At 33.9% G+C, this 21,062-nt stretch carries 17 protein-coding genes and 1 pseudogene; 9 read left to right on the top strand and 9 right to left on the bottom strand.

Features of this window, described 5'->3' with window-relative positions:
- Positions 1-96: 96 nt before the first annotated feature.
- Positions 97-1,689: a choice-of-anchor Q domain-containing protein gene (locus tag RMO83_RS10270; RefSeq protein WP_310559592.1), complete on the bottom strand. Its 1,593-nt coding sequence runs from the start codon at positions 1,687-1,689 to the stop codon at positions 97-99.
- Positions 1,690-2,327: 638 nt separating this feature from the next.
- Here RMO83_RS10270 and RMO83_RS10265 point away from each other — a divergent pair.
- A pseudogene (locus tag RMO83_RS10265) lies at positions 2,328-2,423 on the top strand (DUF479 domain-containing protein); the annotation flags it as partial.
- On the opposite strand, the gene RMO83_RS10260 reads toward RMO83_RS10265, so the two are convergent.
- The 6 genes from RMO83_RS10260 to RMO83_RS10235 all read right to left on the bottom strand — a co-directional run bounded on the left by RMO83_RS10260 (position 2,405) and on the right by RMO83_RS10235 (position 6,686).
- Positions 2,405-3,070, bottom strand: a complete 666-nt coding sequence (locus RMO83_RS10260; protein ID WP_310559591.1) for a hypothetical protein — start codon at positions 3,068-3,070, stop codon at positions 2,405-2,407. The pseudogene RMO83_RS10265 and the gene RMO83_RS10260 overlap by 19 nt on opposite strands.
- A 165-nt stretch (positions 3,071-3,235) precedes the next feature.
- The gene (locus RMO83_RS10255; protein WP_310559590.1) at positions 3,236-3,649 is read right to left on the bottom strand and encodes a hypothetical protein; all 414 of its coding nucleotides are present in this window, start codon (positions 3,647-3,649) and stop codon (positions 3,236-3,238) included.
- Positions 3,650-3,779: 130 nt separating this feature from the next.
- Positions 3,780-4,685, bottom strand: coding sequence for an NmrA family NAD(P)-binding protein (locus RMO83_RS10250; protein WP_310559589.1), 906 nt, complete (start codon positions 4,683-4,685; stop codon positions 3,780-3,782).
- 196 nt (positions 4,686-4,881) lie between these two features.
- The gene (locus tag RMO83_RS10245; protein ID WP_310559588.1) at positions 4,882-5,340 is read right to left on the bottom strand and encodes a DUF3368 domain-containing protein; all 459 of its coding nucleotides are present in this window, start codon (positions 5,338-5,340) and stop codon (positions 4,882-4,884) included.
- Positions 5,333-5,560 carry a UPF0175 family protein gene (locus RMO83_RS10240; protein WP_310559587.1) on the bottom strand — a complete coding sequence of 76 codons (228 nt, stop codon included), beginning with the start codon at positions 5,558-5,560 and terminating at the stop codon, positions 5,333-5,335. Before RMO83_RS10240 ends, RMO83_RS10245 begins: the two co-directional genes overlap by 8 nt.
- 340 nt (positions 5,561-5,900) lie before the next feature.
- Positions 5,901-6,686 carry a hypothetical protein gene (locus RMO83_RS10235; protein ID WP_310559586.1) on the bottom strand — a complete coding sequence of 262 codons (786 nt, stop codon included), beginning with the start codon at positions 6,684-6,686 and terminating at the stop codon, positions 5,901-5,903.
- Here RMO83_RS10235 and RMO83_RS10230 point away from each other — a divergent pair.
- The 8 genes from RMO83_RS10230 (at position 6,676) to RMO83_RS10195 (ending at position 19,319) form a co-directional block, all read left to right on the top strand.
- Entirely contained in the window at positions 6,676-6,864 is a 189-nt protein-coding gene (locus tag RMO83_RS10230) for a hypothetical protein (RefSeq protein WP_310559585.1), read from the top strand. The genes RMO83_RS10235 and RMO83_RS10230 overlap by 11 nt on opposite strands.
- A gap of 387 nt (positions 6,865-7,251) precedes the next feature.
- Entirely contained in the window at positions 7,252-7,836 is a 585-nt protein-coding gene (locus RMO83_RS10225; RefSeq protein ID WP_310559584.1) for an acyl carrier protein phosphodiesterase, read from the top strand.
- Positions 7,833-9,515, top strand: coding sequence for a gamma-glutamyltransferase (gene ggt, locus RMO83_RS10220; RefSeq protein WP_310559583.1), 1,683 nt, complete (start codon positions 7,833-7,835; stop codon positions 9,513-9,515). The genes RMO83_RS10225 and ggt overlap by 4 nt, the downstream gene beginning before the upstream one ends.
- A gap of 79 nt (positions 9,516-9,594) precedes the next feature.
- A complete protein-coding gene (locus RMO83_RS10215; RefSeq protein ID WP_310559582.1) occupies positions 9,595-10,263 on the top strand; it encodes a DNA alkylation repair protein in 669 nt (222 codons plus the stop codon).
- Between the two features lie 181 nt (positions 10,264-10,444).
- Positions 10,445-12,238 (top strand): chloride channel protein, encoded by a 1,794-nt coding sequence (locus RMO83_RS10210; protein ID WP_310559581.1) that lies wholly within the window; start codon positions 10,445-10,447, stop codon positions 12,236-12,238.
- 22 nt (positions 12,239-12,260) lie between these two features.
- Positions 12,261-12,935, top strand: coding sequence for a peptidoglycan DD-metalloendopeptidase family protein (locus RMO83_RS10205; RefSeq protein ID WP_310559580.1), 675 nt, complete (start codon positions 12,261-12,263; stop codon positions 12,933-12,935).
- 143 nt (positions 12,936-13,078) lie between these two features.
- The gene (locus RMO83_RS10200; RefSeq protein WP_310559579.1) at positions 13,079-13,591 is read left to right on the top strand and encodes a nuclear transport factor 2 family protein; all 513 of its coding nucleotides are present in this window, start codon (positions 13,079-13,081) and stop codon (positions 13,589-13,591) included.
- Positions 13,592-13,982: 391 nt separating this feature from the next.
- Complete coding sequence (locus RMO83_RS10195) at positions 13,983-19,319, top strand: PAS domain S-box protein (protein ID WP_310559578.1); 5,337 nt, start codon at positions 13,983-13,985, stop codon at positions 19,317-19,319.
- 50 nt (positions 19,320-19,369) lie between these two features.
- Here RMO83_RS10195 and RMO83_RS10190 read toward each other — a convergent pair whose 3' ends face one another.
- Positions 19,370-20,413: an o-succinylbenzoate synthase gene (locus tag RMO83_RS10190; RefSeq protein ID WP_310559577.1), complete on the bottom strand. Its 1,044-nt coding sequence runs from the start codon at positions 20,411-20,413 to the stop codon at positions 19,370-19,372.
- Positions 20,414-20,474: 61 nt separating this feature from the next.
- Positions 20,475-20,885 (bottom strand): hypothetical protein, encoded by a 411-nt coding sequence (locus RMO83_RS10185; protein WP_310559576.1) that lies wholly within the window; start codon positions 20,883-20,885, stop codon positions 20,475-20,477.
- Positions 20,886-21,062 lie beyond the last annotated feature (177 nt).

Genomic DNA, 21,062 nt, shown 5'->3' with positions numbered 1-21,062 from the left:
TGTATAATCTTTTTGCGGTTTCAACAATACTATTTTTGGCGGCAAGATTAACAAAGCCTGAGTAAGAAATCGATGTTGTTTGGCAAATGGTTTTCTTTATTTAACAAATATTTTAATTGCTTTATAATTTTCTATTTTGACAAAATAAATTCCACTAAGTAATTTTAAATTCATTTTGGAATTATCAATCAAATAGCTGTTAACAATTCTGCCACTAACATCATATATTCTAAGTGTTTTGTTGTAAAATTTATTTATAGTTCCAAAATTTAAGGTGTTGTTTAAATAATCAAAATAAAATAAACTTTCTATTTCATTATTGATATCATTCGTTGATAGAGCACTATTAGATTCATAACATCCTAAATCAACTGTTGTACCTTGAATTCTGTTAGTATTATTTAAATCTAAATTATACAAAGCATTAACAAAACTGTTATTACCAACATTTATACAAGGAGAATTGCTAGCTAAATTATAATCAAAAGTATTTGCATCAAAATTTAAATTTAATGTTGGGTTTGGATTAACAAACAAAGGATTTGAGTTCATTATTGCAGTTCCACCTAAATAACCATTTTCTATAAGACAATTAGCAACAGTATGACCTAAAGTCAATTGTCGGCCTAAATAGGGTGTGTTTCTATAAATTATACAATTTCTTACTTTATAATAGGGTTTATCCAATTTAATTATTTCACTTTGAATCGTATTTGTGTAAATGTTATAATTGTTCACTATCGTACAATTTACCATTTCAAAATCCTCAGTTGTATCATTTGCATAATGATTTACGTACAATAAATTTGCAGTGAAATCATTTACAGTATTGCCTATAAAGTAGGAGTTTACTATTGTAGCTTTGTAAAAAGTATCCAAAGAAATGATGTTTACTTGTGATGTGTTATTGGTAAATTCACATTGGTCTATAATTAAATTTTGATAAGGAGAAGTGTTTGCCAAACAAGCACCAATGCGACTTGTATTACCAATGAATTTCGTTTTTTTAATAGTCAAAGAGGAGTAATTTCCATCATTCAGTGTGTAAATTGCTCCGCCATCACCTCCTGATGTTGTTTGATTGTTTCTAAACTCACAATCTTCGATAGTCATTTTAGATTGTCTTATGTATATCGCACCTCCATAAGTAGCAGCTCTATTGGAATAAAAATAGCAGTTATTTACAAAAAGATTACCACTTAATGAATTACTATAACTAATGGCACCACCTCTATAACTGGCATCACTACTGTTGCCATTACTAATTCTAAAACCATCTAAAATGATATTTGATGTTATATTATTACCTCTAATAATATTGTAAGTATTGTCATTAACTTCGCCCGTTTGTCCTATATCTCCGTTTAATGTTGTTGGATTTGAGACTATATTTCTTTCAGTTAACTTAGTTTCTGTACCGGCAAAACTTCCATAAATATTTACACCATCTTTGAGAACAAATGAAACAGTCCTATCTGTTGAAGTAGTTGTTTTGTACTGTCCAGAAGCAACCCAAACATCATCACCAAAAATTACTACACTCAATGCAGTTTGTAAATCCGTGAAAGCATTATTCCAAGTCAAACCGCTACCATTACCGGTGGCAGTCGAATTTACATAATATCTTGTTGCGTAAGTATTGGAATAAAATCCAAATAATAAAAGTAAGATAAATAATTTATTTTTCATTTTGCATAATAGATTAACTGTAGGACCTTTTTTAAAATATTTGTTAACTCATTAATATCCAAAACAACCCTTCCTATATAAGCCCAAAATCGATTATATTACAGACGTTTGTTTCGCTTTATTGTTGAACAAATATATAAAAATATTCATAAAGCAATCAACAATAAACATTCGTCACACTTATATCAATTTCAAAAACAAGTGCATTATTAAAATTCATTTTCAATCGAGTATTCAACAAGTGATACAGGATTTTATAAAAGTATCATTTGATATCCTAAAAAGGTAAAACGGCCAAAAAAGAACGCTAGGGGTGCTAAGAAGTATAAAAAATACCCTGAAACGGTCTTCGGAATGCCTGAAACAATCTTCGGAATGCCTGAAACGATCTTCAGACAACTTTAAACGTTCTTCGGACAACTTTAAACGTTCTTCGGATTGCCTTAAACAATCTTCGGATAGCCTGAAAAGTTATTCGGACAACCTGAAGCTACCTTCGTGAGGTTTCAAAGAGTTGTGGTAAACATACTTTCAAGCTTTGGAAGGTTTGAGCAGCTCTTCGAGCAATTTCTTTTGCATAATAGCGTACAGTACTTTTACTATTGTTCCATTTGGATAAAAATCCTTACTTTAGTCGAATGAATTTCCTAGCCCACATCTATCTTTCGGGAGACAACGATTTATTGAAAATTGGCAATTTTATGGCCGATGGCATTCATGGAAAAAACTTTGATATCATTCTGTTGTAAAGTAGTTCAATTACCTCTTTATTTGCTACTAATTGACTTCCTGAAATGCTAGCTTTTTTAGCTTGCCATATCTTGGGCATTGACAACTTTCCTTGCGAAAGAGAATACATCCATATCAAGTCAATTGCATTGGCAAATAAGTTTAGTCTGTAAAATAGTGATGGCGTTTCAATTTCAAATCCAACTTTATTCAAAGTTCGTTCATTAAAAAAATACGATGTCCCTACTATATTTACCGTATTTGGCACAGCATCATTTTCTATTTGCGAAATAATATATAACAAACCTTGCAGATGATACGTCAATAGTGTTTTTCTAAATTCAATTCCAGCTTTGTGTTTTCTCATTACAAAGAGATAGTCAAAACTAGTGCCGCTATGTAAGTCTATCTGAACCTCGTTTGCCATATAACCAAGCAACATGGGAGAGTAATATTTATAAACACGCGTAAGTTTGAAAATTGGTGTGTTTGAAAACTGCCCAACGGGTATATACAAAAGAAAAAGTAAGCTAAACGCAGGTTGATCGTATGTCAGCTCAATTATAACAAGCGCAGGAAAAAAGCCAATTACAAGAATGAAAATTGCTTCCATCCATTGCAGAAATAAGGGTTGTTTATAAAAGTCATTCATAATTTCGAGTAATTTAAAATACTACTAATGTTCCCGTGGTAGAGCTCGTCGCGGCTTATGGAACACTTTTTTAAAAAAAACCGCTGATCGAATTTATGAAAAAGAAACGAACAATATACCGAAAACCTAGCCGTGAGTTTTAGCAAGTGTTGTCAGCAGTTTCATTTATTTCGTAAGCTCAGTTGATCTTTGACAGCCATAAAATCCATCACAATTTTTAAAAATATATGTTCTTTCAATTCCAATCATAAATTCGACATAACTTTTATTCACAAAATCGACTGAATAATACATATATGCATTTCCATCAACAATTTCCTTTTTTACAAAATTATAATTTTCAAATTCATCGATAGCCTCACCTTTTGGAGAAATATATTTACGTGATATTGTTATTGTTTTTTTATCTTCATCTACTGCGACAACGAACTCGCATTTTTTAAAAGTGTCAGCAATATCTATATAGTGTGCTATCTCTTTCTTGTCGCGTTCCCGTTCGATAATAGAAGTATAATTGAATTTTGAAATTTGCGAATATGAAATTTGTGAGAATACGATTGATAGAATTATATATTTCATAAAGATGATTTTTTAGTTGCGATTTTTGACTAGAGCTCAAGCGAACTCAACGTCCTTAAGTAAAGGGTTTTTCGAGTGCAGATTTTACGATTTAATATTATCAATTAGTGCATAATTCCATGTTTCCTTTCTATTTACTAATAACTTTTTCCTTGATCAAAAATTCTTTTACAGATGTCCACTTTATGTTCGAATAGGTATTGTTATCGTACTTTTGGAAAATAATTCTGCCTTCCATTATATCCCGCATATATTGCATCCCTTGCCAAGCTGGATAAAGTTCGTTTTTAGAAGGAGAAAAAAATCGTGTAGTTCGGATAATAAAATTCAAAAGAGAAATACCGCCAGGTCTCAATAGTTTATACTTTTTAGTGGTGAGTTCCGTAAGCAATTTTACAAAGTCGTTACAAGAAAGTCTATCGCCTGCAATTCTTAAATATCGTGGTGTGTTGTCGTCGATTGCTACTTCAGCTGTGAACTCAGCCACGTTATAAGTAGTCGTAAATTCTATGATTTGATCGGGGTTACCCCAACATAAAATACGTTTTTGTTTGAAGAGTATCAAAGGCATATCGGTGGTCAATAAATCCATAAAAGGACCATTAAAAATGGTTGTGGCTTTGATAGGCATTTTTTCAAGATACTTGTGAAATTCTCTTCTGAAATCTAAATTTCTATTTTGACCTTCTATCAAATTGGTAAAATCACTAGAGTAGTCGCTGGGTATAAATCGTTGCACATTTGCCGCAAAGGCAGCATCTAAAAATATTTTTTGAGTGTCAAGTATCGTTTCTCTTAATCCCGCCAAAGCCGATACAAAACAATGTGCTCCAATACAATGCTTTGAAATCTCAGATGGATTAGTTGTATCGACTTGAAATACTTTGACCCCTTTTTGTTCTAAGTCTTTTATTTTTTTCAGATCGGTTTCTAGACGAACAATTGCCCTCACTTCAACATCTTTAACTAGTAAGGCAGCAACAATTTTGCCACCCAAATTTCCTGTCGCACCAGCTATTACTATTATTTTTTTCATTTGCTATATTTGGTTTGTTGGTCTTTACTATTGAGTTTGGCACTATGCAATGATTATTAACATTGCGCTATTAAAGCTGCTAGCACCTTATAGAAATTTTTATGTACGAAACCGAAAAACGAATTTAGGAAAAAGAAATGAACAAGCTTGAAAAACTAGTACTGAGATTTAGGGTATTTAAGCAGCTTTGAACTTTTTAGAGTTCTTTGGCTTCTTTTAAAGCTTGTAATTCTATTTCTGCTGAAATTCTAAAATTAGTTTGTTTAATTTTTTCAAGATACGGTTTAATTGAAGGAATTATTCCTTTTAATTTGGCTTTAATAATAACTCCAATTGTTCCAGTAAAAGAAATTCCGAGTTGTTGCGCAATTTTTCTAGCTTTAAAATCGTCTAATATTAAAGTGCTTTTTGGTATTTCTAAAGCTAAAGCAATTGCACTTGATTCTCCTTTGTCAATTTGTAGTTCGAGAATACGTTGTCTAGATTTATCGCTAACATTTTCGATAATTACCCATTCTGGAAGTGTTTCCCCAAATTCCTCAGCAATATCTAATGTAGTTATGATTTGTCCATATACCCTTTGCAACAAATCGAGTTCTTCGATTTTTGATAAAATGATAAAACAACTCGTATCAGAAATTATTGTCTTATGCATTTTCAACGTCGCTTGATAAGTCTGTGGGCGGGAAATTGAATATTGAAACATTGTACTGATGCAATACTTCAGCAAACGTGCGTTTTGTTACACCAGCAAGTTCGGCAGCTTGGCCTAACGAAAGTTTTCCTTGTTCGTACAATCTTGAGGCAACAAGCATAACCAATTCTCGATTGGTTAAGTCTAAACTATCTGGGATGTTAAGCGTCAATGTTTTCATAGTCTCAAATATAATCTTTTTTTTTATAGGAGCAAATTATTTTGCACGGCGCTACTCTTGCTCGAAACCTCAAAGGCTAAAACTCGTGGCGGCTTGTGGTACAATTTATTCTATAACTGACAGAGCGAATTTATGAAAAAACAACGAAAAAGTATGAGTTGTTTATAAAAGTCATTCATGGTTTCGAGTTTATTTAAAATGCAAATAATGTTTGACTGTTACGACGTCTTGCGCAATATAGCGAGCTGAGTTGTTTCCGCCAAGATAATGAATTTTCATAATGAAAATAATGAAGCTACTGAAAAACCGCATTTAGGTCATGACAGCTAGTAGCAAATGTTTATTGTTCCCAATGAGCAATTAATTCATCAAGTAAATATCGAGTTTCACCAGAACCTTCACAATCAAGACATTCATTGAAGATAAACGCACATTTGTCAATCGTACTTTCAAATTCATTTGAGTAATAAAATTTTTTCAAACTCAAGGTCCTGTAGCGAAGTTTTGTTTTAAATGTTCCTTTTGGAATTTCGCTGATTAATCGTAACCCTTGTTCCGGTTTAAATTTAGTAATTGAGTTTCCATTTCCGCATCTACCAAAAGCCCAATATTGAATCGGATACCATTTCCCATCTTCTGCGATTGCCTGTAAAATTAATATTGGCGTTCCTTCTACAGTTGGGATACTTACAATTTCTGGCGAATTATTTATTAACCAAATGATTTGCTGGTCTTGATTATTTTTTGCGTGAATGGAGTCGGCTTTCTTTTCGTCCAGCATTTTTTCTTTTTTGACTTCGTTTAATTTGGCAACCGCCGGAAGTGAACTCCAATTTTCAACATCATGGATATAAGTTGTATCAGCAGTTTGGGACATTTCTTTAAAATAATTTTCTTCGATCGACACGAAATCTTTGGAGATTTGTTTAGGATCAACAAAGAGCTGAAAACCATCTTTTATATTTTCAAATTGAGGACTATTTTCAAGTTTAAAATTTGTAGTTACTGAGCTCACGTTCATTTCACTTTTACAGCCGGCAATATTTCCATTAAATTTTATTTCCTGAGAGAATGAACTCAAGAAATTAAAAAGACAAGATAAAATTGTTAAAACAATGTTTCTCATAAAATATTTATTAACTTATAAATACGTGCTACCTTTTAGAGCATTTACACCCACAATCAGCTATATAGGCGAAGGATTATTCCGCTTTATTGTTGAACAAATATATAAAAGTATTCCTAAAACCATCAACAATCATCATCTGTCAATAGTATATCAAGGTCAAATACTAGTGCGTTAATAAAACTCATTTTCAATCGAGTATTCAAAAATTGATACAGGATTTTACAAAAGCATCAATTGCGATCCGAAGCGGGTAAAATGGCCAAAAAAGAACGCTATAGGTGCTAAGAAGCTAAAAAAATACCCGCAATCGGTCTTCTGACAGCCGCAATCGGTCTTCTGATAGCCTAAAAACATTCTTCGCACAGACGCAATCGGTCTTCGGATAGCGTAAAACAATCTTCGGACAGCCGCAATCGGTCTTCAAGATGCTTCAACGAGTTATCGTACCCATACTTTCAGACTAAGGAATGCTTAAACGGCTCTTCTGGCAACTTCTTTTGAATACTATTGTGCCGTACTTAATGTCTTATCACGTTTGGATAAAAATCCTTACTTTAGTCGAATGAATTTCTTAGCCCACATTTATCTTTCGGGAGACAACGATTTGTTGAAAATTGGCAATTTTATGGCCGATGGCATTCATGGAAAAAACTTTGATGCTTTTCCGATGGACATTCAAAAAGGAATTATTTTGCACCGTGAAATAGATACATTTACCGATGCGCATCCTATTTTTCGCCAAAGCACCAAACGTTTACACGCCAATTACCATCATTATTCGGGGATTATTGTCGATATTTTTTATGATCATTTTTTGGCAAAAAACTGGAGCCATTATTCAAACGAAACATTAGCCAATTTCACAGAACGTTTTTACCAATCGTTGAGAGATCAATATGAACTTTTGAATGAGAAAACCCAAAAAATGCTACCGCATTTGATACAGCAAAACTGGTTAATGAGCTACCAAACCGTTGCTGGCATCGAAAATGTTTTAGAAAAAATGGATAACCGAATGAAACGCGATTCCAATATGCGGCATTCTGTAACTGAATTGGTAAGCTATTACTCCGAATTTGAAGCAGAATTCACGGCTTTTTTTGCAGCAATAAGATTACATTCAGACTTGAAAATACAAACTTTATGAACAAAATAATCTGTAGTATTTCTATACTAATTCTTCATATATTTCCAACAGTTATCTTTGCCCAAACAGGATTGGTTAGTCAAAAAGCAATGGTCGTTTCGGCTCGGGAAGAAGCTTCAAAAATTGGTGTTGAAATTATGAAAAAAGGCGGCAATGCCTTTGATGCAATGGTTGCCACCGAATTGGCTTTGGCTGTCGCTTATCCTTATGCAGGAAATTTGGGAGGCGGAGGATTTATGGTCTATCGAAAAGCAAACGGCGAAATCGGCTCTTTGGACTACCGCGAAAAAGCCCCTTTGGCAGCGTCAAAAGACATGTTTCTAGACGAAAAAGGGAATGTTATCAAAGGAAAAAGTACAGAATCCCCGCTTGCTATTGGGGTTCCTGGAACAATTGCCGGTGTTTTTGAAGTGCACAAAAAATTAGGCTCATTACCCATAGAAGAAATCTTAAAACCTGTAATTGCATTGGCCGAAAGAGGAGTCATTGTTACCAAAAAACAGGAAAACCAACTGAAAAATTACCACGAAGCCATTGTAAAAGTAAATGGTGCTACCTCCTTATTTTCTAATGTATTCAAAGAAAAAGATACTATAAAATATCCCGCTTTAACGGCAACCTTAAAACGGATTGCTAAAAACGGAAGAGACGAATTTTACAAAGGCGAAACTGCTCAAACATTGGTTCGTTATTTGCAACAAAAAGGAGCAATTATCAGCTTGGAAGATTTGGCAAAATACGAAGCCAAATGGAGAACACCAATCACTTTCAAATACAACAATTTAAAAATCATTTCGATGCCACCACCTAGTAGCGGCGGAATTTGTCTTGCCGAAATTCTCACAATGATTGAACCTTATAACATTGCCAAAATGGGACATAATTCGTCTAAGGCGATTCAGGTAATTGTTGAGGCCGAGCGAAGAGGGTATGCCGATAGAAGTGTGTATCTTGGCGATCCTGATTTTGTAAAAATTCCGGTGAAAGAACTGCTTTCAGAGCGGTATTTAAAACAAAGAATGTCGAATTTTAGTTTTGATAAAGCCTCTTTGTCTTCTGAAATCAAGGAAGGAAAAGTAAATTATAACGAAAGTACCGAAACTACCCATTATTCCATTGTGGATCAGTTCGGGAATGCTGTTGCAGCAACGACAACGCTTAACGACGCATTTGGTTCTAAATATTATTGTGATGCATTGGGCTTTTTTTTAAACAATGAAATGGACGATTTTAGCGCAAAACCTGGGGAACCAAACATGTTTGGATTAATTGGAGGAGAAGCGAACAGCATTGCACCACAAAAAAGGATGTTGAGCGCAATGACACCAACTATAATTGAGAAAAATCGAAAATTATTTATGGTTTTAGGAACGCCAGGCGGATCAACAATAATCACATCGGTTTTGCAAACTATTTTAAATGTTTCCCAATTCAAAATGAGTATGCAAGAAGCCGTAAATGCGCCACGTTTTCACCATCAATGGTTGCCCGATGTCATTACTTTTGAACCTGATACTTTCGACACCAAAACCTTTGAAACTCTAAAAGCCAAAGGCTATATTATCAACGAAAAAACAACTCCCGCAATTGGAAAAGTAGATGCAATTTTAGTCTTGCCTAACGGAAAATTAGAAGGCGGAGCCGATAGAAGAGGCGATGATACAGCGGCTGGATTTTAGATTTTAGATTTCAGATTGTAGATTGTAGATTTTTAAAATTGCTATTGAAATTGCCATTGCCATTGAGATATTTTACTATATGAATTTTATAAACAAATTAGAAACCGCTTTTCAAAAAGAAAGCAATCCTGAAAATGCATTGGCTATGGCAAAATATATGCGAAATCATTTTTTGTTTTTTGGCATAAAGACAGAGGAAAGAAGAACCATTTTCAAAACCATTTGTAAAGAAAACCAAGTAGAAATTTCAGAAAATTCAAGAGCCATTGCTTTAGCATTATATTCAAAACCGCAACGAGAATTGCAGTACTGCGCCATCGAAATCCTCATAAAACAACTTAAAGGAAATTACAAAAAAGAAGATGTTCAACTTATAGAAAACTTCATACTTACAAACTCTTGGTGGGACAGCGTGGATACGATTGCCAAATATATTTTGGGCGAATATTTAGTCGAATTTCCATCGGAAATCGAAGCTGTAATCGAACGCTTTTCGAATGCTGAGAATCTATGGCTCAACCGAAGCGCCATTCTTTTTCAATTGGGTTATAAAGAAAAAACGAATTTTGATTTGTTGCAATCAACATGTGAAAAACATAAAAATTCGAACGAGTTTTTCATTCAAAAAGCTATTGGATGGGCATTGAGAGAATATGCAAAAACAAATCCGAACGCGGTAAAAAACTATGTTAGTAATACCAAATTAAAACCATTAAGCACAAAAGAAGCGCTAAAAAATACAATTTGAGCTTAAAATTGTAGTAGTTTTGCATAAGAACAAACTATCTCGGAGCAGAGCTCCCGCGGTATTAATTAAATAATAGCCACAGATTCACAGATTTTAAAAAATCTTTTTTAATCTGTGAATCTGTGGCACAAAAATCGAGGCAAAGCTTCGAGGAATTAAGTCCATAGCGATTAAAAGAAAAATGCTCAAAAAAATCATTCATAAACTAGAGTTATTTACCATATTAGCTCAAAATAAACTGACTAACAAACAGTTTATTTTCGTTTCAAGCGTTTTGGTTGGAATCTTAGCGGCTTTTGCTGTGATTGTTTTGAAAACTTTTGCGCATTGGGTATTTGTTTTTGCGACCTATCTTACTAGTGATACCAGTCTTTTTAAATTTGGCTACATCAAAGTATTACTACCTATTATTGGAATTTTGCTAACCGTTTTTGTCGTCAAAAGAGTTTTGGGCGGATCTATTGAAAAAGGAACTTCACAAATTTTGTATGCTGTTGCCAAAAAAGCCAGCATTATTCCTAAAAAACAAATGTACGCCCAAATCATAACCAGTTCGCTCACTGTGGGTTTAGGCGGTTCAGCAGGTTTAGAAAGTCCCATTGTGATCACGGGTGCAGCATTTGGTTCTAACTATGCCCAACGATTCAAATTAAGTTACAAGGATAGAACCTTACTTATAGGTTGTGGTGTCGCGGCAGGAATTGGAGCCGCTTTTAATGCGCCCATTGCAGGCGTTTTATTTGCTATTGAAGTGTTGCTTGTTGATGTAAGTATTTCTGCTTTCACTCCTATTATGATTGCAGCTGCAACAGGAGCTTTAGTTTCTGAAGTGGTGTTAGACGAAAGCATTTTATTATCGTTCAAACAACAACAAGACTTTAATTATCATAACATTCCATATTATATTTTACTCGGGATTTGTACCGGATTTGTTGCTGTTTATTATTCAAGAAATTTTCAGCGAGTAGAACATTTTTTTGCTAGACTTCGATTATCAGCTTACAAAAAAGCTTTTTTTGGCGCTTCGATATTGGCTATTCTAATTTTCATTTTTCCAACATTATTTGGTGAAGGTTACGAAAGTATTAAAACATTATCCGAAAATGACCCGGGAAAATTACTAGAAAACACCTTGTTTAGTAGTTTTAGAGACAATAGTTGGGTGCTGTTACTCTTTGTTGGATTAACAATGCTGCTCAAAGTATTTGCAACCGGCATTACATTAGGAAGCGGAGGAAATGGAGGAAACTTTGCTCCTTCCCTATTTTTAGGTTCTTACGTTGGTTTTTTCTTTTCTAAATTTTTAAATCTTACCGGACTTACAACTTTGCCCATTAGCAATTTTACATTGGTAGGAATGGCAGGAATTCTTAGCGGTTTGTTTCATGCTCCGTTGACCGCAATATTCTTAATTGCGGAAATTACAGGTGGTTATTCACTGATGATTCCACTGATGATTGTTGCATCGCTGAGTTTTGCAATTTCAAAAAGATTTGAAAAACATTCTCTAGATGTAAAAGGTTTAGCCAAAAAAGGAAACGCATTTACAAGCAACAAAGACACCAATATCCTTTCGACTTTAGACACTAATACTATCATTCAAACCGACTATTTGACCGTTTTACCAGATGAAAATCTAGAAAAATTAGTGGATTTAATTTCGCATTCCAATCAGGTGATTTTTGCCGTTGTGGATGAAAATAAAAAAATGGTTGGTATCGTACATTTCAATAATATTAGAGAAATAATATTCAATCCCTACCGTGTAAAATATACTTTGATAAAAGATATTATGGTACAACCAATTGATATTATTTACCCAACAGACAGCATGGAAACGGTGATGAATAAATTCGAAAAAAACAAAGTTCAGTTTTTGCCAGTGATCAAAAACGGAGACTATTTTGGATTTATTTCTAAATCCGTTGCGCTTGAAGCCTATAGAACCAAGCTAAAGTCGATGACTATAGAATAATTTGCAATCATTACTTTTTACTATGGCTACATTAGAAACACTTTTTGCAGAGTTTGAAAATATCAATGTAATTGACAATTCTATTCCCTATTCGCAATATACTCCCATTGATTTGTCTGTTACCAATATAGAATTGTCTCAAATTGAGCTAAATAATCCAAATGATTTTGAAACTTTTGTCGAAAATCATCTTCAAAAAAATAATGCCAAAGTAGCTTATGGCGGCTATAATGAAGTGCGAAATCTATACAAATCAAGCCTGATTTTTAATGATGAAAAAGCTGATGAGAGAAATATTCACATTGGGATGGACTTATGGATCAAAGCTGGAACACCAGTTTTAGCGGCATTAGATGGCACCGTTTATGGTTTTGATTATAATACTGGAGCGGGAAATTATGGTCCAACCATTATCCTAAAACATAGCCTTGAAAATCAAATATTCTACACTTTATATGGGCATTTAGCTGCAGAAAGTATTGAAGATATGGAAATTAATTCTTTTTTCAAAAAAGGACAGCAGCTTGCTACTTTAGGAAACTCGTTTGTAAACGGAGGCTATTCGCCGCATTTGCATTTTCAAATTATAAAAAATATCGATGGAAATTTTAGCGATTATCCCGGTGTTTGTAGCCAAAATAATTTAGACTATTATCTGGAAAATTGTCCCGATCCAAATTTGCTATTGAAAATTTAATAAAAATTTTCACAATCCAATTTCTTGCCTGCGCAGTGTTATTCTTAAAATTTTAGGGTATAATTATATTATTATCAAAATCTTTTTTATATAATGCTAATTTTACAAAAAAAACACTTAATTTTACTGTAAATATTTTAAGGATGACCCCAAACGAGACCATCATTCATAAATTTTACACCGCTTTTGCTAATGCAAATGCTGAACAAATGTGTAAGTACTATCATCCAAATGTACAATTTCGCGATCCAGCTTTTGGGTTTTTAAAGGGCGAAGAAGTTCTTCAAATGTGGAGGATGTTAATTGAAAGAAGTAAAGGCAATTTAAAAATTGATTTCTCTGAAATAATGGCGAATGAATACCTGGGCACTGCTCAGTGGATTGCAACGTACCGTTTTAGTGCAACAAATAGAGAAGTGATCAATACTATCGAATCAAAATTTCATTTTAAAGAAGGTTTGATTATCAAGCATACTGATGATTTTAATATGTGGAAATGGACGACACAAGCATTGGGAATCAAAGGATTGCTTTTGGGTTGGACTGGATTTATGCAAAAAAAGATTCAAGACCAAGCTAGAATGTCGCTCCACAACTACTGCGAAAAAAAGAGATTAAATACAGAATTTAAAAATAAAGTTGCTCAACTCCAATAAGCAATAAAACTAATTTAATTTATAGAAACTTCTAACAATTCCAACTATTTTAGCGAAAAATACATTAACTTATACTTAGTTTTTGATGGTGATTTTCATTAGAAAATTATATATAGGGCAAGAAAGAAACGGCATCAAAACGATTGTCAATACAGTTGTTATTATTTTTTACTACTCGAAAAAGATTTGAATTGACGTTTTTAACGATTACATCACTGATACGCAAAAAACTCTTCAAAATCTTCAAAATTTTCGGAATTTTTAATTATTTTTGGATGGTTTATGTTATGTATTGTATAGAAAATTCAAAACAGGATTCTAAAAAAATTTCATAAAAGCAATAATTGAACATCTTAAGTTCTAAACAATATTTTAAAAATAGAATGTATTCATGGCAGATCAAACTAACAGTCGATTAAAAACTATTCTACATCAAAAAGCCGAAGAACTTGAGAAAAAGTTACTAGATACAGGTAAAAACTATTCTGATACTGAGATTTTTAATCTCATTAAGGAGCTTGAAGCGCACCAATTTGAACTTGAAATGCAAAATGAGGAACTCAGTTCGCTAATGATTAAAGCTGAAATTGTAGCTGAAAAATATACTAAATTACATGATTTTGCGCCTTGCGGCTGTTTTACTATTACTAAACAAGATGAAATTCTAGAACTCAATTTTAGTGGAGCAGCTCTTCTGGGAAAAGAACGTTCGCAGTTACTAAATAAGCGTTTTGCTTTTTTTGTCATAGACGAAAGTAAACCAACATTTTTTTTATTTCTTGAAAAAATATTTGAAAGTAAGACCAGTCAAACTTGTGAAATAGTGTTGTCTAGTGTCTCAAAAAAATTAACCCATTCGTATCTTACTGGAATTGTAAATGATAATGGCGATCAGTGCCTTTTGACAGTCGTTGATGTTTCTCAGTTAAAAGAATCAGAACACGCTTTACGTAAATCTAAATTGCTTTTGCATACAACCCTTGAAAGCCAGCTAGATACCATTATTTTTTCTATTGATAAAGAGTACAATTATTTAAGCTTCAACAAAGCCCATTCAGATATAATGAAACAATCCTACAATGCAGATATAAAAGTAGGAATAAATATTTTAGACTATATCTCATCTATTGAAGATAGAAAAGTTGCTAAAGAAAATTATGACCGAGCTTTAAGCGGAGAATCCCATACGAATATTAGGATTTATGGAGTTGAAGAAAAATCGACTTTTGAAAGTTTTTTCAATCCAATTGTAGATCAAGACAATAAGATAATAGGTGCAACAGGCTTAGCGAGAAACATTACAAATCACATTCAAAATGAAAATAATCTAAAAATTAGCGAAGAAAATCTACAATCTATTTTTGATTCGGTTTCGGAGGCTATTTATGTATTAGATAAATCCGGAACTTTTATAGACGTCAATAAAAGTGCCGAAAAAATGTATTTGTATTCAAGACAAGAACTCATAGGGAAAACGTATGAAATGGTCGCAGCACTCAATGCTAATGACTTTGCTGAAGTCCATAAAATATCCAAATCAGTTTTTGAAACTGGTACGCCACGTATATTTCAGTTTTGGGCTGTTCGCAAAAATGGCGAAATTTTCCCTAAAGAAGTCATGGTAAATAGAGGAAAATATTTAGGGAAACACGTGCTAATTGCATCCGCTAGAGACATCACGGAACAAATCAAAACCAGAAACGCACTAGAAAAAAGTGAATCCCAATTAATTGAAGCTCAAGCTATCGCAAAGGTTGGCAACTGGGACATTGATTTTAATTATACAGATATAAATTGGTCAAAGGAAGCTGAGAATATTTTAGGACTCGATTCCACATCTATACAATCTCCAGTAGAAACTTTCTTAGCGCTTGTTCATCCAGATGACAGCCTTTTAGTTCAAACTGTTTTTGTACACTCTATAAAAAAGGATACTATAAATTCGTTTGAGCATAGAATTATAACGCCCTCAGGAAATGAAAGAATAATCGAACAGCGCTGGAAAATTGTACGTGACAAAGAAGGAAAACCTTTGCGAGCCAGTGGTACTTGTCAAGATATTACAGAACGAAAAAATGCTGAAAAATTACTGATTCAAAGCAAAACACGATTTAGCAGCATCATCAATTCTTCGCCAGTGGCCATGGCATTACACGATGAAAACTTAAACATCACATATGTAAATCAAGCCTATTATGATATGTTTGGCTATACGCTAGAAGAAATGCCAACAGTTCAAGATTGGTTTCCAAAAGCGTATCCAAATCCTAACTACAGAAAAAAAACATCTAAAGCTTGGATTACTGCACTTGAAACGGTGAAACAAACCGGTGAAGATTTCGCTCCTATGGAAGTCAATATAAGTTGCAAAGATGGTTCAAATAAAACAGTACTGATTAGTGCTAACAAGCTTTTGCATGATAGTAATAGTGAATATCTCGTCAATTTTTATGACATCACCGCCCGAAAACAGGCAGAACAAGAATTAGAGAATGAAAAACGAAGATTAGCACTTATCCTAATTGGCACTGGCGCAGGAACTTGGGAGTGGAATATTAATACTGGAGCAGTATTTATAAACAATCGATGGGCCGAATTAATTGGGTACACATTAGACGAACTTGCGCCTGTATCTTTTGAAACTTGGCGAAAATATACGCATCCGGATGATTCAAAATATACCGAAGAATTACTAGAAAAACACTTTCAAGGTACCTTGGACTATTTTGAAACTGAGTTCAGAATGAAGCATAAAAACGGAGATTGGATTTGGATTCTTAGTCGGGGTAAAATAAATGAATGGGATGTAGATGGTAAACCACTTTTAATGTCAGGAACACATCTCAATATTACCGAGCGAAAAGAAGCTGAAAAAGCTAAGGAAAAAGCATTAAACCTGTTCCATAATATTACCAGCCACGTGCCTGGAGTCGTTTACCAATATTTGTTGCGCCCTGATGGCAGTTCCTGCTTTCCTTATGCTAGCGAAGCAATTACAGAAATTTACCAAGTTACACCCAAAGAAGTCCGTGAAGATGCCTCCAAAGTATTTAAAAATATTCATCCTGATGACTATGAATCTGTTGCAGCTTCTATTCAAAAATCTGCAAAATATTTGACCCCTTGGAAACACGAATATCGTGTCAAGTTTAATGATGGCGAAGTTCGTCACCTTTACGGTAATTCTAACCCCCAAAAGCTAGAAGATGGATCAGTGCTTTGGCACGGCTATATTACTGATATCACGGAAAATAAAATTACAGAAAATTCTTTGCGTGAAAGTGAAGAAAAATATCGTGGTCTTGTCGAAAATGCACCCTATGGAATTTTAATATACGTTGAAGATAAAATTGCCTTTATCAACGAGGAAGGTCTACGTATGGTCAGGGCAAAAAATCAAAAAGAAGTAATAGGAAAATCGGTGCTAAAATTTGTTCATCCTGATAGTATCGGAAATATTATTCAAAGGATGAAAGATGTCACTCGGGATAATAATGCATCGGCAATTATAGAAGAAAAATTTATAAGCATTGACGGCATCACATTTGAAGTAGAAATCAAGGCAATTCCTACTTTGTATAATCATAAACCAGCGGTGCAAGTCATTGTTCACGACATCACAGAGCGCAAGCAATCAGCACTAGAATTGAATAAAATAAATAGGGTTTATGCCCTTATAAGTCAAATTAATAATTTAATTATTAGAACTCATAATCGAGAAGAGTTGTTTCAAGAGATATGCAATATTGCAGTCAATTTCGGGAAGTTCCGTATGAGTTGGATTGGATTACTCCAAGAAGATAATAAAATTATAACTGCAGCATTTGCAGGCTTTGAAGAAGGTTTTTTTACAGAAAATAATGCAACTACAGTACTTGATGTACCCGAAGGAAGAGGACCCACAGGAATAGCATTGCGTGAAGGCAGAACAGTAATTTGCAACGATATTATAATTGATCCTATAATGAAACCATGGCGTACAGATGCATTAAGTCGTGGGTATTACTCCTCGATATCTATTCCACTGGTAGTTAGAAACAAAAAAATTGGGGTTTTCAACTTGTATTCAGATGAAAAAAACTTTTTTTCGTCAGAGGAAGAAATATCACTTCTCGAAAAAATTACACTAAACATAGCGTTTGCCCTTGAATCTATTCTTACAGAAGAAGATCGCCAACAAACCGAAGAAAAAATTCGCCAACTTTCACAAGCAGTAGAGCAAAGTCCTGTAACGATTTTAATTACAAATACTGCGGGGGAAATTGAGTATGTTAACCCTAAATTTGTTGAAACAACAGGATATACTTTCGAAGAAATTATAGGTCAAAATACACGATTTCTAAAATCCGATTACACAACAGCAGAGGAATATAAAGAGTTGTGGCAAACTATTAATGCTGGTAGAGAATGGCGCGGAGAGTTTAATAATAAGAAAAAAGATGGGACTCTCTTTTGGGAATCCGCAACAATATCGCCCATACATAATACGCACGGCAAAACGACTCATTTTATTGCCATAAAAGAAAATATTACAGATCGCAAAATTGCCGAACAAGATTTAATTAGTGCTAAACTACGAGCAGAAGAAAGCGATCGTTTAAAATTAGCTTTCTTGGCTAATATGAGTCACGAAATCCGAACTCCTATGAATGGCATTATAGGCTTTACTGAGCTTTTAAAAGCACCAGGTCTTACTGGGGAAGAGCAGCAAGAGTATATTAATATTATTGAAAAAAGCGGAAAGCGAATGCTAAATATCATCAATGATATTATCAGTATTTCAAAAGTAGAATCAGGACAAATAGAAGTTTCCTTATCTGAAACCAATGTAAACGAACAGCTCAATTATATTCATAGTTTCTTTACACCTGAGGCTAATCAAAAAGGAATTCAACTTTCTATCAAGAAACAATTACCTGCCCGATATAATTTAATAAAAACCGATGGAGAAAAACTGTATGCTATTCTTACCAATCTTGTCAAGAATGCCATCAAATTTACAGATGAAGGCACTATTGAATTCGGTTGCGAAAAAAAAGGCGGAAATATAGAGTTTTTCGTAAAAGACTCAGGAATAGGAATTTCAAATTCTCAAATAAATATTGTTTTCGAAAGATTTAGACAAGCCAACGAAAGCATTAGCCGCTCTCACGAAGGATCAGGTTTAGGATTGGCCATTTCAAAAGCATATATAGAAATGATAGGTGGAAAAATTTGGGTCGATAGCGAAATAGGAAAAGGAAGTACTTTTTACTTTACACTCCCATTTCAATCTGAATCCGAAAATGAGGATGATAATGAGTATGAAGAAAAGATAGCTATCGAAAAAGTAAATTTAAAAATCATTCCAGAAATCAAAATCAAAGACCTTAAAGTACTAATTGTAGAGGACGATGCTATATCAAAATTACTGATTACCATAGCAGTAAAACCGTTTAGTAAAGAAATATTAAAAGTGAGTTCTGGTATGGAGGCAATAGAAATGTGCAGTACTAATCCGGATATTGATCTGGTCATGATGGATATCAACATGCCCAAAATGGGAGGTTACGAAGCAACGAAGCAAATTCGGGAATTCAACAAAGACTTGGTTATTATAGCACAAACCGCAAACGGAATGCAAAGTGACCGTGACGAAGCTATTGCCGCAGGATGTACCGATTATATTTCGAAACCTATCAATATAAAAGATTTAGGCGCGCTGATACAAAAGTATTTCAATAAATAAATCTGTCCATTTAAACCGATAATTAAAAAATTATTGGTTTAAATTAATGTTTAAAAATCATCAAAAATACACTTCCAATCACTCTCCTTTTTATACCATAATTGACCTTCTGAAACGACCAAGGGACAATCAAAATTATTAGTATATAATGCTCCAGTCCCCAATCCTTGAGGCATCAAATTGTGTTGTAAAAACGTCCATTGTGCAATGGCATTTAGTCCAATATTCGACTCTAAAGCCGAGGTAATCCACCAACCGATTTGGTACTTTTCTGCCAATGAAATCCACTCTTTTGTACCCCGAAAACCACCCACAAAACTAGGCTTCAAAATGATGTATTGGGGATTGATTTTTTGCAGTAATGCTTCTTTTTCTTCCAATGAAAAGACGCCAATCAGCTCTTCGTCTAAAGCTATTGGAATTGGAGTGATTTTACACAGCTCTGCCATCCTGTCAGTGTTGTTTTTTTGTATCGGTTGCTCTATACTATGCAATTCAAATCCAGCTAATTGATTCAATTTATCTAAAGCAGTAATTACATCAAAAGCACCGTTAGCATCGACCCTGATTTCGACTTGTTCTGGTCTGAAATGTTGCCGAATATAATCCAATAATTGCAGTTCTTTATCAAAATCTATCGCTCCTATTTTGAGTTTCACACAACGAAAACCATCGGCTAATTTTTCCTCTATTTGTTGCTTCATAAACGACTCCTCGCCCATCCAAACTAAACCGTTAATCTCGATACTTTTTACCCCATTGGTGAAGCCCGAAGGGAAGAGCAAAAATGGACTTTCGCTTTGCAAAGATTGGAATGCCATTTCGACTCCAAACTGTATCGAAGGGAACTCAATTAAAGCTTCCCAAAGTTGGTTTTCGCCCAACTGAATATTGTCGCACGTCCATTGTAATTTCGCTTCATAATCAGGTCGGTCATCAATGCTCAAACCTCGCAGAATGCCGCACTCACCTATTCCTTTTTTACCCTCCTTTTCCAAAATAATAAACCAAGTTTCTTTCTCGGTCATAACGCCTCTCGATGTTCCTGACGGTCTTTTGAAATTGAGAATGTATTTGTGGTAAGTTGCTTTCAAGGGAAGTTATGGGTTTTGGGTTCTAGCGGTTAGGTTTTGGGTTTTGGGATTGGCATTCGAATTATTCCTTTTGTACTTCTAAATCAAGTTCAGTGTCGTCTAAATGAAAAATCATTTTATCATCTACTTCTACTACAACGATCTTTAAAATATTGTATTTATTAGAATCATTACCAATGCTAATAGCATAATTATTAGCATTCAATCGCCATTTAGCGTCTTTCGTTACATCGATTAGCATAGTAAACAATTTAGTTTTATCTAAAGTTGTTATTTTAAAATTCAAATTTTCTTCAAATAGGAATGTTGCCGAACTGAAACTTTTTATGATATCATTAAAATTAGGACTCTCTGGTCTTTTCAATATATTAACCACTTTCCATTTACCTATGATATCTTTTGGGGTAAATTCTTGCGATAGGATATGATTTGTAAACAATAAAATTAAAAATACTACTAGGTTCTTTTTCATATTATGATTTCTAAAATCCGTGGCAATCTGTTTTACTTAGTCAACCCTTAAAAAGAGCTATTTTTAATTTCCACAAAAATAGGAATATTATTTTCAGGATAGAAGTTGAACAAATAATTAAGCCAAAAAACAATTTGTTCCTTGATTTGGTTGAATCGGAGCTTAAAATTGTACCCG

The organism is Flavobacterium sp., assembly GCF_031423415.1.
Taxonomy (GTDB): Bacteria; Bacteroidota; Bacteroidia; order Flavobacteriales; family Flavobacteriaceae; genus Flavobacterium.
This window is presented reverse-complemented; position numbering and strand designations above follow the sequence as displayed.